This is a genomic window from Acetobacter lovaniensis (genome assembly GCF_014207635.1).
GTDB classification, from domain to species: Bacteria; Pseudomonadota; Alphaproteobacteria; order Acetobacterales; family Acetobacteraceae; genus Acetobacter; species Acetobacter lovaniensis.
In genome coordinates this window covers 1-15,696 of the sequence record NZ_JACHIE010000002.1, presented here as the reverse complement: position 1 = coordinate 15,696, position 15,696 = coordinate 1, and the positions used below count along the sequence as shown (strand labels likewise).

Below are 15,696 nucleotides of genomic sequence, written 5' to 3'. Positions count from 1 at the left end.
GCCGTAGCTTGACCTATGTGCCTGTGCAGCCATTTTTTTTCGATATGACAGACCAGCAGAAACACCTTCAGAGTCTGGGGCGTGGTCCTCATGGTGTGTCGGCACCACAGACACCGCCACAAAGCGCTCTTAAAACGCTGAAAGTGGTTTTCCTGCTGATTGCCCAGCCGCACCAGACGCTCCACTCGCTCCCCATCGCCTTTGAAATGGCAACCCGCCACCCCAATGCGGACGTGCATGTGGCTTGCCCTACCCAGAGCCATCTTGATTATGCCCGCTCGCTAGGCCGACTCTACCCGGCGGCAAAAGTCACCTACGACCTGCTCCCCATTCCTGCATGGCTGAGCAGGCTGGTCGAGCGTAATGGCCCCGGCCCGCTTGAGCGGCTGGCCTCCCTGTTTTTCAGCCGCCATTACTTCAATCAGTTTCAGGCCATTGTGGTGCCGGAGCGGACATCGCTCTACCTCAAGCGCATGGGTGTGACCAAACCTCTGTATATCTGGACACGCCATGGCGCGGGGGACCGGGCCATTGGATTTGCCGAGGATATCAAGCAGTTCGACTTTGTGCTTCTTTCAGGCAAAAAAGTGGAACAGAGGCTGCTTGAACGGGGCCTTATCACCCCCGGCGAATACCACATGGGCACCTATGCCAAGTTCGATATTGTGGAGCGTCTGCACAAGCAGCAGGCTCGTCTGTTTGATAACGACAAACCCATTGTATTGTACAATCCGCATTTTTCACGCGGTCTGACATCGTGGTACCAGTTTGGCGAGACAATCCTGAACTACTTTGCCAATCAGGATCATTACAACCTGATCTGCGCACCGCATTACCGCCTGTTCAATGGCCACAAGAAACAGGCCGAAGCGCTGGTCAGGCGCTTTGCCCAATATCCCAATATCCTGATCGATACCGGTAGCTCCCGCAGCATAGACATGACCTACACCATGGCGGCTGACCTTTATCTGGGGGATGTCAGCAGTCAGGTTGCCGAGTTCCTGATCCGGCCCAGACCGTGCATTTTCCTCAATGCCCATCACGCGCACTGGCAGAACAACAAGGACTACCGGTTCTGGACACTGGGGCAGGTGATCGACTCCCCCGATGAACTGGGCAAGGCACTTTCTCTTGCCTTTACCCGTGAGGATGAGTTTGAGGGCAGGCAGCGCGCCTATGTTGCTGAAACATTCGAACATCAGGACAAAAGCCCGACATCTCCGGGGGCTGCGGACGCCATTATGCGTTTTCTGCAAAAAAAGGTCTGAGCCTTTTCCCGCTTCCACGAGTGCGTCTGGCGTGCTTCTCCCTCGCTTATTGGTCTGATCCGTGCAAAAATCGTGCCGATGAAAATCGCGTATATTATAAACTCCGTGGAAAGCGGTGGTGCGGCGCTTCCCGTTCCGGCCATTACAAAGGTCATGCGGGACGCCGGGCATCATGTTGAGGTTTTTGCCCTGACTCGGCGCAACGGTCTGGCTATTGAACCGCTGGAAAACGCCGGGCTTACACTCCATATCCGCCCCGGCTCCCGCAAGGATCACCTTGCAGCCCTGCTCTGGCTGCACAGGCAGATGCGCGCCTATAAACCCGATGTTATCTGGACATCGCTCAGCCGGGCCACGCTGCTGGGGCAACTGGTTGGTCAATGGCAGCACATTCCCGTTGTAAGCTGGCAGCATTCTGCACGTCTCAAACCCCTGAACGCTGCCCTGCTGCGCCGCTTTAAAAACAGAAGCGCCCTGTGGGTCGCCGATTCCTCCTGCGTGGCAGAGCAGACACGCCGCACACTGGGCGTTACCCCGGACAGGCTTGTGGAATGGCCTATCTTCAGGGCGGACCCCAATGTTCCTACCGCCGCACCCTGGCAACCCGGCACACCTGTCCGCATTGGCACGCTGGGCCGACTGCACCCGGTCAAAGGGTATGACACGCTGTGCGCGGCCGTTGCCCTGCTGCAAACCCGTTCTGGTCTTCCCCCTTTTGAAGTGCTGATCGGCGGCGAGGGGGAAGAGCGCCCCCATCTTGAGGCACTGATTGCTCAAGGCAGGCTGCCCATACAGATCCTTGGCCATATTAAAGACCCATCGGTTTTTCTGTCCCGACTGCATCTTTATGTCCAACCTTCCCTGTGGGAAGGGTTCTGCCTGGCCGCGCATGAGGCCATGCTGGCATCCCTGCCGGTTGTTGCTTCCAACGCGGGAGAAATCCCGTCTTCCATTACCCCGCAGATCGGCCGCATCGTGCCACCGCAGGATAGTGCGGCCCTTGCCAGTGCGCTGGAAGACCTGCTCAAACAGCCTCAGCATCTGGCGGATATGGGCCAACATGCGCGCGCGACAGTACTGGCCCGTTTTGGCGCGCAGCAGTTTGACCGGATCGGCCGGGACATTCTGGCCCGTGTTGAGCAGATTGTGGCCCGGAACGGTAAAACCGCAGCAGTCTGATCCTGTCCTGAAGACTGCATTTCGATGCGATAAAATCCTGTCAGTTCCAGTTCTAGTGTCATGCCGTCGAACGTATCCAGCATGCAAGCTGGAGACTCATGAGACGGCAGAACGCAAAGACCGGTTTTTCGCGCGCAGACCGTGTATCTGCGCCTGACTGGCGCACTGACAAACAAGCACCCCATGGATCGGTCTCTCAGAGCTGGCCCCGGAAAATCGGACAGGGTGATAAGCTATCCCCGGGCTGGATAGGGACAGGGACTGATGGGCAAGGTTACGAGGAAACGATATTCGGGTGAGTTCAAGTCGCGGGTTGCTCTTGAGGCGATCCGCAGCGAGCAGACATTATCGGAACTGGCGTCGAAGCACGGTGTGCATCAGACGATGATTGCCCAGTGGAAGCGTCAGGCGATCGAGGGCATGGCGGCGACCTTTTCGGGGAAGGCCGTTGCGGAGCCAGCGACGAGCGCGGCCGAGGTCGAGAAGCTTCACGCGAAGATCGGCCAACTTCTGGTGGAACGGGATTTTTTGCGGGATGCCTCTGTTCGCTTGGGCGTGACCAGAGGCGGCAAATGATCGACCCGCAACGTCCCCGCCTGCCAATCGTCAGGCAATGCACCTTGCTGAGGCTCAACCGATCGGGGGTATATTATCAGCCTGCACCCGAAAACGCGTTCAACCTGATGCTGATGCGGCTGATCGACGAGCAGTTCATGGAAACGCCGTATTATGGCTCCCGGCAGATGGCGCGGCACCTTCGCCGTCTGGGCCATGAGGTAGGCCGCAAACGGATCGGACGGCTGATGGCCCGGATGGGGCTGGTTGCGATTTATCAGAAGCCCAGGACGACGGTGCCCCACCCGGAGCATCGCACATATCCCTATCTCCTGCGGGACCTGACGATCGACCGGCCCAACCAGGTCTGGTGTTCGGATATCACCTACATTCCGATGCGCCGGGGTTTTCTGTATCTGACGGCGATCATGGACTGGACGACGCGCAAGGTTCTGGCCTGGCGCCTGTCCAATACCATGGATGCGGACTTTTGCGTCGAGGCCCTCAAGGAGGCGTTGGCCCGCTACGGGACGCCGGAGATTTTCAACACGGATCAAGGCAGCCAATTCACCACGCCGCGCTTCACCGAAGTGCTGCAGGAGCGGCAGATCCGCATTAGCATGGACGGGCGCGGCCGCTGGATGGACAATGTCTTCATCGAACGGCTCTGGCGGTCATTGAAATATGAATGCGTGTATCTCCACGCTTTCGAGACCGGCTCGGAACTTCGTGCCGGCCTTGCAAAATGGATTGGTCATTATAATTCGCGGCGCCCGCATTCGGCTCTCGCTGGACGCACGCCCGATGAGGCGTATCATGGGTTTGCTCCGACACCGTTGCCGGGGTTAACCCCGGCAACGGTGTCGGTCAGCAACAACGAGAAATTGGCGGCATAGCAACACCGGGCAATAGCTTATTCAACCCGCAAATCTGTCCGAACGAATGGGGCCGCCTCACTCGCTTTATCCCGTTCGGGTGTGGTCCTGCTTATCTCGATCCATGAGTGGGATTTATGTTTTGATGAAATCAAATCATTTTTATTCACCATTAGGCTCAGGCATAAAGCAGACACAGTGTTTGACGGCGGACATGATGAGTATCATCAACCGGGAAATCAGAAATGAAAGCCGGGGATTTTCTGAATCCCATAAATAAAATTCTGGTTTTCATAAGAATAGAAATGCAGGTCCACAATGGTTCAGGATTTTACATTCAATATCCATCGGCTTCGCTTCGATGAAAATTATCACCCATCTGACAGGACGCGCCTTACGACCAATTTTGCCAATCTGGCAAGAGGGGACAGCCGTCAGGAAAACCTGCGGAATGTCATGCGTATGATTGACAATCGTTTCAATGATCTGGCGCGTTGGGACAATCCCATGGGGGATCGCTATTCTGTCGAGCTTGAAATTGTTTCAGTGGAAATGGATCTCGCCTTTGCGGGCAAGAATGACAGCTTTCCCCTGATCGAAGTTCTGTATTCTACAATCGTCGATAAAAACGACAGCAAGCGTATTGAAGGTCTCGCAGGGAACAGTTTTTCCTCTTACGTGCGGGATTATGACTTCAGCGTGTTACTGCCAGACTATAATAAAGATAAGTCCGAATTCTGCGTTCCGCATAATTACGGTGATGTACACGGGAATCTCTTCAAGAGCGTGGTGTACTCCCCGGCCTACAGGAAGAGTTTCAGAAAACTGCCTGTCATATGCCTCAGTGTTTCAACCAACCGGACCTATCATCGGACAGAAAATCAGCATCCTGTTCTGGGCGTTGAATACCAGCAGCATGACTTTTCCCTGACCGATCAGTATTTTGAAAAAATGGGCATGAAGGTTCGTTATTTCATGCCTGCCAACAGTGTTGCACCGCTGGCATTCTATTTTTTTGGCGATCTGCTGTCTGATTACTCCGCTCTTGAGCTTATCAGCACCATCAGCGTGATGGAGTCATTTCAGAAGATCTACCGTCCCGAAATTTACAACGCCAATGCTGCGGCGGCTGACTGTTTTCGGCCCAGTCTGAAGTATCAGGACTATTCAAACACCCGGATTGTCTACGATCGGGTGGAACGTACCCAGTTGGCCACCGCGCAGGGAAAATATACGGAAGAGAATTTTATCAGACCATATCACGATATTCTTGAGCAGTGGTCTGCCAGTTACGTCTCCTGATCCATCAGAACTACAAGGTCGTCTTACATGAATACACTGCTCCCCACCGCAACGGCTGGCAGCCTGCCCAAACCCTCATGGCTCGCACAGCCCGAGACACTCTGGTCGCCCTGGAAATTGCAGGGCGAAGAACTGCTCGAAGGCAAACAGGACGCGCTGCGTCTGACGCTGGATGATCAGGATCGTGCTGGCATTGATATTGTCAGTGATGGAGAACAGACCCGTCAGCATTTTGTCACGACATTTATTGAACATCTCAGTGGTGTTGATTTCGAGAACCGTCAGACGGTAAAAATTCGTAACCGCTACGATGCAAGTGTTCCGTCTGTCATAGGGGCGGTAGCACGCGAAAAGCCGGTTTTTGTCGAAGACGCGAAATTTTTACGCACGCTGACAAAGAAGCCCATCAAGTGGGCGCTCCCCGGCCCCATGACCATGATCGATACCCTCTATGACGCTCACTATAAAAGCCGCGAGAAACTGGCATGGGAATTCGCCAGAATCCTCAATCAGGAAGCAAGAGAACTGGAAGCGGCTGGTGTGGACATCATCCAGTTCGATGAGCCTGCCTTCAATGTTTTTTTTGATGAGGTGAATGACTGGGGCATTGCCACGCTAGAAAAAGCCATTGAGGGACTGAAATGCGAAACCGCAGTTCATATCTGCTATGGTTACGGGATCAAAGCCAATATCGACTGGAAAAATGCTCTTGGGGAAGAGTGGCGTCAGTACGAAGAGATATTCCCCAGATTACAGAAATCCAAAATTGATCTGATCTCGCTGGAATGTCAGAACTCTCGCGTTCCGATGGATCTGATCGAACTCATTCGTGGAAAAAAAGTGATGGTGGGGGCCATTGATGTGGCGACCAGAACCATTGAGACACCAGAGAAAGTCGCGGATACCCTGCGGAAAGCGCTTCAGTTTGTCGATGCCGACAAGCTTTATCCTTGCACGAACTGCGGTATGGCTCCTTTGCCGCGCGATGTGGCGCGTGGCAAGTTGAATGCTCTGGCCGCAGGCGCGGAAATCGTTCGAAAAGAACTTGCGGTCTGACAGGCGTCTGGGCGAGATATCATCAGGAGGGCATGGCACTGTTCCTGCCTTCCATGACGCCAGAATTTTTGTGGGTGTCCGCGGTTCCGCCACACCGGCTTCCAGCCGACCCTGACCCTGTGATTGTCTGAGGGAAAATCCACAAACCAGAAGAAGGACTTCCCCTCTGGTCATGCGGGACGCTCACCCGAACTGGGTGCGCAGCATGAAGGGAGGGGCATCTTCCTGTGTCTGTCCGGTGGTGTCACAATCTGTCGGGGCGTTTTGCCCATCGGTGATTTCAGCCGTTTCTGAACATTGTAACCGGTTATCCGCTGCGTGTTGCTCCGTGGGGCGAGCCCCAAGAATATGGGCAATCGCGTAGGTAAGGTCAGAACGATTCAACGTGGAGATATGAAATTCATTGATACCATAAGCCTGTAAAGTGCGGATTTGCTCCACCGCCACAATGCTGGCGATGATACGACGGAGCTCTGGGTTCTCTACGGTGCCTTCAAAAAGATGGGTCAGCCAGTCTGGCACCGTTACGCCACATAATGCCGAGAAGCGGGCAATCTGCCCGTAGTCCGAGACTGGCATAATGCCGGGAATGATCGGTGCTGTTATTCCGGCCGCCAGACACCGGTCAAAAAAACGCAGGTAGGTCTCAGCATCAAAGAAATACTGGGTTATGGCGCGTGTTGCTCCGGCATCGAGCTTGCGTTTGAGATTATCCAGATCAGCTTGCGGACTCAGGGCGGCAGGATGTGTTTCAGGGTAGGCGGCGACGGAGATTTCAAAATCCGCAATGCGGCGCAGGCCCGCGACAAGATCGCTGGCATAGGCATAACCGCCCGACTGCGGGGGATCATCAGCAGAGCCTGTGGGGGGATCACCACGCAGGGCCACGATATGCCTGACACCAGCAGCCCAGTAGCGACGGGCGAGGTCATCCACATCCCTGCGGGTTGCTCCGGTACAGGTCAGGTGGGCGGCGGGGACAAGGTCAGTCTCCCGCTTCAGACGCAATACGGTGGAGACAGTGCCGGTCCGTGTGGTTCCGCCAGCTCCATAAGTCACCGAGACAAAGCGGGGTGAGAGTGGTGCCAGATACCGGATGCAGCGCCATAACCGCTGCGCCATCATGCGGGTTCCGGGTGGGACAAACTCAAAGGACATGACAGGCATCGGGGTGTCGAACCTGCGCGAGGGCAGGCCATTGATGCATTTTTCAAACTCTCGCCCGTGTTTGAATGCAATATGACGAAGGTCGTAATTGTCGGTTGAAACCATGGAAAACTGTCCGAACGAATTGTTAAGTCCTTAGGATAAAGGTTTGTAAAAATGAACTGAAATGATATATTTCTATCAGTATATGAAATTTGTGCATTTATTGGGCAAGGCATGAATATTCTGGAACGTAGTCATCTGACAATTATTCGGGAAGTCGCACGGGAAGGCTCGTTGACGGCCGCAGGGATGCGTCTGCACCTGACCCAGCCAGCTCTCAGCCATTCCATCCGCAAGATTGAACAGCAGCTTGGTGTCAAGATATGGCGGCGGGAGGGGCGTTCTCTTGTGCTCACGCAGGCAGGAGAATGGCTGTTGTCACTGGCGAACCGGCTGCTTCCGCAGTTTGAGCTGGCGGAAGGCCGCATTGAGCAGTTTGCAAATGGTGGGCGGGGCACACTCCGTATCGGTATGGAGTGTCATCCCTGCTATCAGTGGCTTCTGAAGGTGGTCTCACCCTATCTGGAGAGATGGCCAAAGGTCGATGTGGATGTGAGGCAGAAGTTTCAGTTCGGCGGGATTGGTGCGCTGTTCAGTAATGAAATTGATATTCTGGTGACACCTGATCCGCTTTACAAACCCGGCCTGATATTCACGCCGGTCTTTGATTATGAACTTGTGCTGGCTGTTGGTCCGGAACATCCTTTACGGCATGCAAAATTTGTCCTGCCGGAGCAGCTTGCAGACGAAACATTGATTACCTATCCCGTTCCGTCCGAACGGCTTGATATTTACACGCAGTTTCTGCAACCAGCAGGGATTGCTCCCCGGCAACAGAAGCAGATCGAGACAACGGACATCATGCTGGTGATGGTGGCGCATGAAAGAGGTGTTGCGGCACTTCCACGCTGGCTTGTGGAGGAGTATGCCGCCCGTTTTGAACTTCATCCCGTGAAGCTGGGCAAAAAAGGGATTGCGAAACAGATATTTCTTGGTCATCGGGAAACTGATGACGATATTAAATATCTTGCAGATTTTATAAAATTTGCTTCTGAACCCAGAGAATAAAATGCCTGTTATTGAAGGCGGGCAGGGCGCTACCCAGCCTTGAGGGCGCCATCATCACCACTGGCTGACGGGCGAGCGGGGTCTTTTTTTCTCGCGGAAGGATCAGGGTCGCATGTTCACGAGATTCTGGCGGAAAACACTTCGGTTGTTTACTGAGGTCAATTTTTTACCGCACAGGGCTTTCTGTCTTTCTTAAACCAGGAGCGGTTTAAAGCAGGGTTTGACCTGACGGGGAGCGCCATACTGGCTCGCGGCAACAGCAGTGTCGCCTCCAGCCGCTAAAGACGTGGAGCGGACCTCATGGCCAAGACTGGCTAACCGGCTTCATGGCTGTGCTGTTTATACCCGATCTGCGCGCATTTTGTTTTCTACGGCTGCAATATATTTCTGCGCACCAACGTTGATCCGAAAACGGGCCACACGCTCCCCGGTCAGGCGGGTAATATCCTGTCGGCTACGCAAAGCCTCAACCAGACCTTTGGCCAGAGCCTTCGGGTTGTTGGGCGGCACAACCCTGCCACAAACGCCATCGTCAAAAATATCATGTACGGCTGGTGTGCAATCCGTTGTCACCACATAACGCCCGGCTTCCAGCGCTTCCAGCAGCACCGCACCATATCCTTCCCGGCGGGAAGAAAGGACAAAAATGGCGTTTTTATCCAGATACGGGCGTATGTTCTGCACATACCCGACCAGCCTGACACAGTCCTCCAGTCCATACCGGCGGATAAGCTGTTCCAGAACCGGTCTTTCCTCGCCCTCCCCGCAAATGGTCAGTCTGGCCTGTGGCAGCGTGTGCCGCACCTGTGCAAAAGCCCTGACAAGATCATCAAAGCCCTTCTGTTCAGTCAGGCGGCCTGCGGCGACAACAGACAGTGTTGCAGGCGGGGGCGTGGGAGGAGCACTTGTTTCACCCAATGCGGGCAGGGGTATGACCAGAGTGTCTGTCCTGCGCAGAATGGCATTGCTCTGGCGTGCGCTCAGGCTGTCCATGGCTACCACAAGGTCGCTCCTGTTCAGCAGATAGCGCATACGCATGTTAAACAGCATCTGCTTGAACTGCGAACGACCAGGTTTGTAAATAAGGGAACTGATCTGGGAGACAAGAACAGGCCGTAAAGGTAATGGCAGACGGGCCAGTTCATGCGTGACAGGCCAGTGATAATTACCCGGAATATAGCAAAAATCCACGGGATGTTCGGCAAAATACTGCCGTGCCTTGCGTGCAAGCTGGTACATGCTGCCATAATGACGTGCCAGAGCAGTGGAAGTGCAGACCACCCTGACGTCAGCGGAAAGGAGATGGTGCATTTCCCCCTGAACGGAGGCGCAGAACACCGTTACCGAAAACCCGTTTCTGGCCCAGTAATTTGCAAGTCTGATGGCTATTCTTTCCGAACCACCGAACTTGAAATCGTGAATGATCACACCAATGCTTGACAGTTCCGCACACTCCATGTCTTTATCCATGATATATTTTCAAACTTTTAGAAGATTTCTCCATTTTTCTATAATTTTCTCAGGTGAGAACTGGCTGGAGCGCACTCTGGCTGCCTCGGAAAAACTGACACGCATGGCCCGGTCATCCATCAGATCAAGAACAGCGCTGGCAAACCCCTGCGTATCATCCTGTGTGACAAGCAAACCCGTCTCTCCTGATACAATAATTTCAGAAGGTCCTGTTTCGCAGTCAAAGGCGACAATCGGTATGCCCGCCGCCTGTGCTTCCAGCATGACCATGGGCAGGCCTTCATACCGTGACGTGGAAACCAGAATACCAGTGCGTGCATAAACAGCGCTGACATCATTCTGCGCAGGCATGAAGTCCACCCGCGTAAGGGATTCAGCCCTGCGCCGTAACTGGTCCTGTTCCGGGCCAGAGCCTATGATCTGCAAGGTCCAGCCTGTGGCGCGCCTGTCCTGTATGATTTTTTCCCAGACAGCCAGAAGTCTGTCAAACCCCTTCTGGTGCGTCAGCCGACCAATGGCGACAACAAGGCGTGAATCCGGGTCATAATGCACAGGCGGCAGGGCAGGCACCATATTGGGAATACAGACCAGTCTGGCTTTTGGAGCCAGTTTTTGATGCCATAGGGCTATGTCCCTGCTGGTCAGGGTTACAATATCATCCGCCCAGCGCGATGCTATCCAGCGCCCCCAGCGGCGCTTGCGCTTGCCCATGTCCACGTTGCAGTTAAAATGCTCCCAGACAACGCAGCGAATACCGGCCAGACGGCAGGCGGCAACACCGTACAGGGCATGCGTGCTTTCCACCACGACCAGAACATCCAGCCCCAACGCACCGATCTGTCTGTAACACTGCCAGACCAGACTTGCCCAGTGGCTGAGCATGGGCACATGTCTGGTAAAAAGAGAGACGGTTTGTACTCTGGGGTCCAGCCCATACGCGGCAGGACCTTGTGACCAGAGTTCGATCAGGCATACGCTTGCATGCTCGGCCAGACCATTCATAACAGCACAGGCGGTCCGTTCCGTACCGCCCAGACCATTGATGTGCTGAATGAGAAAGCCTACGCGCATGTCATGCCGCCCTTATACGCCCGAACAGCAAGCACCCGGCACAGGGTTAAGGGAGCATGCAATAATTATAGCTGCATTTTATTATCATTGGTGAGCAGTTTAGACCAATCCCCTTTCTGCACGGAGCAGAAGTTCACCAGAAGGTCACATAGTCAGAACCGGCACGCCGGGAGAATACGCATACGCGTGGCGCTGCATCAGCAGGGCCTATCCGTTCTGTTCTTCAGACCCGGATAACAGCAGGGAAAGGTAATGCTGCCCTCCATGGGCCAGATGGAAGGTGCGTACGGTTTCGGCCAGTTTTTCACATGGCGGGGGGGGCTGGGCCTGCAGGCGTATAATGGCGTTTGCCAAGGCATAGGGCTGCCCCACGGATACGGCCTCCCCGATCCATGGCACCTGCATCAGGTCCTGTAACGCAGGGGTGCAGCGGGTGCTGACAATCTGCCGTCCCGCAGCCAGAGCTTCCACCAGAACCGCTCCATAGCTTTCGGCGTAGGAGGACAGGACAAACATGCGGCACATATCCAGCCACGGTCGGATGGATGAGACATAACCCGCCAGCACCACGTTGTCGTGCAAATCCAGAGTGCTGATCAGATTTTCCAGCCTTGGGCGTTCGGGGCCTTCGCCACAGATGGTCAGGCGTACCGTGGGGCACTGTTTTTTTACAAGGGCAATGGCCTTGATCAGCACATCAAATCCCTTGACCGGCACCAGCCTGCCTGCGGCCAGAATGTTCAGTGCCGCATTGTCTGGTACAGGCACAAGATCATGCTCCTCCCACACAACGGGCAGAGGAATGACCTTGACCTCCCTGCCTTTCAGGACGGTGCGGGTGTCTCTGGCCAGTTCATGGCTGACAGCTACGACATGATCGCTGGCACGCAGCAAAAACCGCATGCGCAAATTATACAGCCACTGCGATAGCGGGGTACGCATCTGCCGGAAAATGGGGGAACTGACCTGAGAGACAAGCGTCGGCCTGATCCGCTCAGGCAGTTGTGCCAGCCGCCGGGTAATGGGCCAATGGCCATTGCCCGGCACATAACACGCCTGCACGGGGTTGGTCCGGAAATGCCGCTTTGCAGCACGGGCTGTTTTTTCGCCCAGATGTTTATCAGGAACAGTTGTCGGGATTGATGCTGAATGCACGATAATTTCCGGGCAAAGCAGATCGCGCATTTCGCCTTCACTGCGCCCGGCAAACACGGTTACCGGAAAGCCAAGGCCTGACCAGTAGTTGGCAAGACCAATGGCGACACGCTCGCTTCCGCCAAGCCTGAAGTCCCTAAGAACAACACCTATTTTAAAAAGCTTCCGGCTTGCAAAACGTTCCATTACCGATATCTTTATTGAGGGAGAGTTCCTAAAATTCCCGCCTTGTCTCCAAAAAATAGGATTTATGAAGGTTTTGTATAGAAACAAGAGAACTCAATTTCATCTATATTCTACACAGGCCAAGCGCAACATTGCCCGATTAAATTAAATTTATTTTTAACATTTCCTGCAAAATACGCATCTTCTTGGATGGATAAAGGTATATTCTTAATATATAAAAAGGAAGTTACCTTTGTGTGGTAAGTTTGTTGTTCGTTTAAATTTTTTTCAAATAAACTATAAATAAAAACATATGTTTTTCAGGTATTTTTATAACGTAATGCTTTCTGTGCGGGCAGGGGGTACTCAGGTCTGAGCCTTGTTTTCCCCATGCCGCCAATTGGTGTAAAAGCCGCAATTCGAGCCTTTGATATGTGAGATCGCATGGACCACAGCCACCATTCTGTTTTTGTTCGTATTCTGGGGAACACAGGAATCCTGATCGGCAGCCGTGTGATCAATGCCGTATGCAGTTTTGTCTATGTCGCTTGGGCAGCCCAGACACTGGGCTTGCAGGATTTTGGCGTCATGCTGCTTGTTATCACTTTTGCCGCCATGGTGTGTGATATCACGCACCTGCAATCGTGGCAGTCTCTTCTGCATTACGGCACCAGCGATTTTGAACAGAAGCGGTTTGACCGATTTTATGATGTGCTCGTCTTCTGCATCCGTGCGGATTTTATCAGCGGGCTGGTCGGTATGGTTGTGGGGCTGGGCGGTGTAGCCCTGCTGGGTGGTTCCTTTATGGGGTGGAGCCCGCAGGTCCAGATTGACGCCGCCTTGTGCATGCTGACCATTTTTTTCATGAATACAGGCTGGTCAACCGGTATGCTGCGTTTGTGCAACCGCTTTAAGCTTGTTCCTGTCTATGAATTTTTAACAACATGTGTGCGCACAGGTGGCACGGGTATCGGCTTTGTCTTCCATTTTGGCATTGGCTACTTCCTGCTTGTCTGGTCCCTGACCCAGTTGACCATGTTTGTGTCCTGTAGCTGTGCCGGGGTGTATCTGGTCAAGAAACAGACCGGTGGCTTTCCGTCCTTCTCCCATATCATTCTGGGCAGAACTGGCATTGCGGGCATATGGTCTTACACGGTCAGGACAAGTGTGAATCAGGTTCTGGAATCCTTTTTCTCACAAGGCGCCACGCTGCTGATTGGCGGCAGGCTGGGGGCGAGCGAGGCCGCAGTGTACAAGGTGGCGCGGCAGATCAGCAACGGACTGGCCAAACCCGCGCAGTTGATGATTCCAACACTCTACCCGGAATTCATCCGCCTGCGGGATGCGCAGGACTGGCAGGGCATACGCACTGTTATCCTCAAGATATTTGGTCTCATCATTGCATTTTCAGCACTTTCGCTTGTGCTGACGGCAACGGTCGGCAACCGTCTGTTTTCTTATATGCTGCATGATGTCTGGCCCGGCCAGCAAACCATACTCCTGCTGCTTGTTGGTGGCTCCCTGCTGGACATCTGCCTGATCCCGCTGGAACCGTTCCTTGTCATGATCGACAGGGTTTCCATTCTCCTGCGGTGGCGTATGATTGTGATGTGCCTTTATTTTCCGCTTCTTTTTGTGTTCATGGCGTTTGGCGGCATCAAGGGCGCATCACTGGAAACCCTTCTGGCTTCACTGATGATGTTTGTGGCCTGTGCGCTTCCCGTCCTGCGCCAGCTCAACGACAAGGTCGCCCGGTCCCGGCCCGCAGGCCAGCTTCCGCCGAGCTAGGCAGAGCATGCTGTCCTTTTCGGGATGGCTCCAGAAACCGACCCGACAAGAAAGGAATACGTCACCATGGGACTGCGAAAAGACATCTGGCGCGTTGGTATTGTAGACAGCCCCCTCTCTGCCATTCTTGAACGTGGCACACTTGAGGGTCTGCCCGTTGTCTGGACCCCTCCCATGCGCAGCTTCTGCTTTCGCGCAGATCCGTTTGGCCTGTGGCGTGATGGCAGGCTGTATGTGTTTGTAGAAGATTACGACCACCGCGTGCGCGTAGGCTCCATAGATGTCTTTATCTATGATGCGGCCTTTAACCTCAAGGAGCAGCGCAAGGCGCTCCAGACACCGTGGCACCTCTCCTATCCCTATGTTTTTGAAGCTGACGGGCAGACATGGATGCTGCCAGAGGCCCACCACTCGGGCAGGCTCACGCTGTATCGGGCCATCAGCTTTCCCGACCAGTGGGAGGAGGCGGCTGTTATTCCTCTTGGTGAGGATATTGCCGTGGATGCAACTCCCTTTTTCCATGACGGGCTGTGGTGGCTGTTTTACACACCCGCCCGCCGCCCGGCAGCCCCGGTGGGCGAACTCCACCTTGCCTATGCTCCAGACCTGCTTGGTCCATGGCAGCGCCACCCCTCCAACCCAGTAAGGCTGGACAACGCCAGTACCCGCCCCGGTGGCACTCCTTGCGTATTGGATGGCAAGGTTATCCTGCCCGTACAGGACTGTACCCATACCTATGGCGGGGCCATTCGCCCTCTTGTTTTTGATGAACTGACCACGCAAAAGGTGAGAACCCATGCCGGTCCGGCCATTCGCAGGCCCGCAGGTTACGCCCCCTATACTGAGGGCATGCATACACTTGCCGCCGCAGGAAACGTGACGCTGATTGATGTTAAATACACCAACCTGTCACCCCACGGGCTGGGGTTGCAGGCATGGCGCGAAGTTAAAAAACTGTTCCACAAGATACCGCCACGGGCCTGAGTGGCCTATACCCCCAGTGGTCTGTCCCGTAGCGGCATAGGTGGCCAATCTGCACGGCGCAGTTTGTCATGCTCATCTATGAGGCCGTGTGCATCAGGCTTGTGAAGAGTACCGGACAGCCATGGCCAGATACTCCCCTCACTCCGATTTTAGGCAGGGACGCCTGATACCCTGATGGGCCATGACCGTATTCCGGCGATATGGCGGTCTGCCTGCTTCAGGGGGCTTGGGGTCAAATGCCTGATTGTTGATGACGTGGGAGCAGGTTCCGGTCGGTAGTCAGGCTTGTCAGGTGTACTGTTTTGTTTCCGGTTTTTTGGAATAAGGAAATACTGTTATATTTTATGGATATTTTTAAAATTATTTTCCCAATACTAAAATAACATATACATATTAATTTTGTTTTTATATCAATAAAATTTTTTCTAACAGATTTTTGAATAAAAAGTTCCTAGCTGTTTAGTCCCGGGATTTGATGGGGTATTATTTTCACGTGAGTGGAAGGAAGCCTTATGGGACAGATACGTCATGGGAGCGCCACGACTACGTAC

At 54.0% G+C, this 15,696-nt stretch carries 12 protein-coding genes; 8 read left to right on the top strand and 4 right to left on the bottom strand.

All coding sequences use genetic code 11. The features are described from left to right. Window positions 1–137 precede the first annotated feature (137 nt). The 5 genes from HNR55_RS03315 to HNR55_RS03295 all read left to right on the top strand — a co-directional run bounded on the left by HNR55_RS03315 (window position 138) and on the right by HNR55_RS03295 (window position 6,235). On the top strand, window positions 138–1,268 hold the full coding sequence (locus tag HNR55_RS03315; protein ID WP_166112063.1) for a CDP-glycerol glycerophosphotransferase family protein: 1,131 nt from the start codon (window positions 138–140) through the stop codon (window positions 1,266–1,268). Between the two features lie 78 nt (window positions 1,269–1,346). Next, window positions 1,347–2,447 carry a glycosyltransferase gene (locus HNR55_RS03310; RefSeq protein ID WP_166111371.1) on the top strand — a complete coding sequence of 367 codons (1,101 nt, stop codon included), beginning with the start codon at window positions 1,347–1,349 and terminating at the stop codon, window positions 2,445–2,447. Window positions 2,448–2,711: 264 nt separating this feature from the next. Further along, a protein-coding gene (locus HNR55_RS03305) for an IS3 family transposase (protein ID WP_166111367.1) occupies window positions 2,712–3,898 on the top strand; the annotation gives its coding sequence in 2 pieces (ribosomal slippage) (window positions 2,712–2,982 and window positions 2,982–3,898; 1,188 coding nt in all). A 297-nt stretch (window positions 3,899–4,195) separates the two neighbouring features. Further along, window positions 4,196–5,179: a DUF1852 domain-containing protein gene (locus HNR55_RS03300; protein ID WP_166111364.1), complete on the top strand. Its 984-nt coding sequence runs from the start codon at window positions 4,196–4,198 to the stop codon at window positions 5,177–5,179. Window positions 5,180–5,206: 27 nt separating this feature from the next. Next, the gene (locus HNR55_RS03295; RefSeq protein ID WP_166111362.1) at window positions 5,207–6,235 is read left to right on the top strand and encodes a methionine synthase; all 1,029 of its coding nucleotides are present in this window, start codon (window positions 5,207–5,209) and stop codon (window positions 6,233–6,235) included. 183 nt (window positions 6,236–6,418) lie between these two features. Here the strand turns inward: HNR55_RS03295 and metF are convergent, their stop codons facing one another. Beyond that, entirely contained in the window at window positions 6,419–7,402 is a 984-nt protein-coding gene (gene metF, locus HNR55_RS03290; RefSeq protein ID WP_242005441.1) for a methylenetetrahydrofolate reductase [NAD(P)H], read from the bottom strand. A gap of 216 nt (window positions 7,403–7,618) precedes the next feature. Here metF and HNR55_RS03285 point away from each other — a divergent pair, with 216 nt between their 5' ends. Next, window positions 7,619–8,512, top strand: coding sequence for a LysR family transcriptional regulator (locus HNR55_RS03285; RefSeq protein ID WP_166111356.1), 894 nt, complete (start codon window positions 7,619–7,621; stop codon window positions 8,510–8,512). Between the two features lie 339 nt (window positions 8,513–8,851). On the opposite strand, the gene HNR55_RS03280 is transcribed toward HNR55_RS03285, so the two are convergent. The 3 genes from HNR55_RS03280 to HNR55_RS03270 all read right to left on the bottom strand — a co-directional run bounded on the left by HNR55_RS03280 (window position 8,852) and on the right by HNR55_RS03270 (window position 12,394). Next, window positions 8,852–9,982, bottom strand: coding sequence for a glycosyltransferase (locus HNR55_RS03280; RefSeq protein WP_166111353.1), 1,131 nt, complete (start codon window positions 9,980–9,982; stop codon window positions 8,852–8,854). Between the two features lie 9 nt (window positions 9,983–9,991). Then, entirely contained in the window at window positions 9,992–11,053 is a 1,062-nt protein-coding gene (locus HNR55_RS03275) for a glycosyltransferase family 4 protein (RefSeq protein ID WP_166111350.1), read from the bottom strand. A 207-nt stretch (window positions 11,054–11,260) separates the two neighbouring features. Continuing rightward, the gene (locus HNR55_RS03270; protein WP_166111347.1) at window positions 11,261–12,394 is read right to left on the bottom strand and encodes a glycosyltransferase; all 1,134 of its coding nucleotides are present in this window, start codon (window positions 12,392–12,394) and stop codon (window positions 11,261–11,263) included. Window positions 12,395–12,817: 423 nt separating this feature from the next. Here HNR55_RS03270 and HNR55_RS03265 point away from each other — a divergent pair, with 423 nt between their 5' ends. Beyond that, window positions 12,818–14,161 (top strand): lipopolysaccharide biosynthesis protein, encoded by a 1,344-nt coding sequence (locus tag HNR55_RS03265; RefSeq protein ID WP_166111344.1) that lies wholly within the window; start codon window positions 12,818–12,820, stop codon window positions 14,159–14,161. Between the two features lie 66 nt (window positions 14,162–14,227). Further along, complete coding sequence (locus tag HNR55_RS03260) at window positions 14,228–15,145, top strand: glucosamine inositolphosphorylceramide transferase family protein (protein ID WP_166111341.1); 918 nt, start codon at window positions 14,228–14,230, stop codon at window positions 15,143–15,145. The last annotated feature ends 551 nt before the right edge of the window (window positions 15,146–15,696 follow it).

Bases quoted from the DNA above. Each gene is read 5' to 3' on its own strand.
- HNR55_RS03265 (WP_166111344.1), top strand. From the start codon at position 12,818: ATGGACCACAGCCACCATTCTGTTTTTGTTCGTATTCTGGGGAACACA.
- HNR55_RS03310 (WP_166111371.1), top strand. From the start codon at position 1,347: ATGAAAATCGCGTATATTATAAACTCCGTGGAAAGCGGTGGTGCGGCG.
- HNR55_RS03300 (WP_166111364.1), top strand. From the start codon at position 4,196: ATGGTTCAGGATTTTACATTCAATATCCATCGGCTTCGCTTCGATGAA.
- HNR55_RS03260 (WP_166111341.1), top strand. From the start codon at position 14,228: ATGGGACTGCGAAAAGACATCTGGCGCGTTGGTATTGTAGACAGCCCC.
- HNR55_RS03280 (WP_166111353.1), bottom strand. From the start codon at position 9,982: ATGGATAAAGACATGGAGTGTGCGGAACTGTCAAGCATTGGTGTGATC.
- HNR55_RS03285 (WP_166111356.1), top strand. From the start codon at position 7,619: ATGAATATTCTGGAACGTAGTCATCTGACAATTATTCGGGAAGTCGCA.
- HNR55_RS03275 (WP_166111350.1), bottom strand. From the start codon at position 11,053: ATGCGCGTAGGCTTTCTCATTCAGCACATCAATGGTCTGGGCGGTACG.
- HNR55_RS03270 (WP_166111347.1), bottom strand. From the start codon at position 12,394: ATGGAACGTTTTGCAAGCCGGAAGCTTTTTAAAATAGGTGTTGTTCTT.
- HNR55_RS03295 (WP_166111362.1), top strand. From the start codon at position 5,207: ATGAATACACTGCTCCCCACCGCAACGGCTGGCAGCCTGCCCAAACCC.
- metF (WP_242005441.1), bottom strand. From the start codon at position 7,402: ATGCCTGTCATGTCCTTTGAGTTTGTCCCACCCGGAACCCGCATGATG.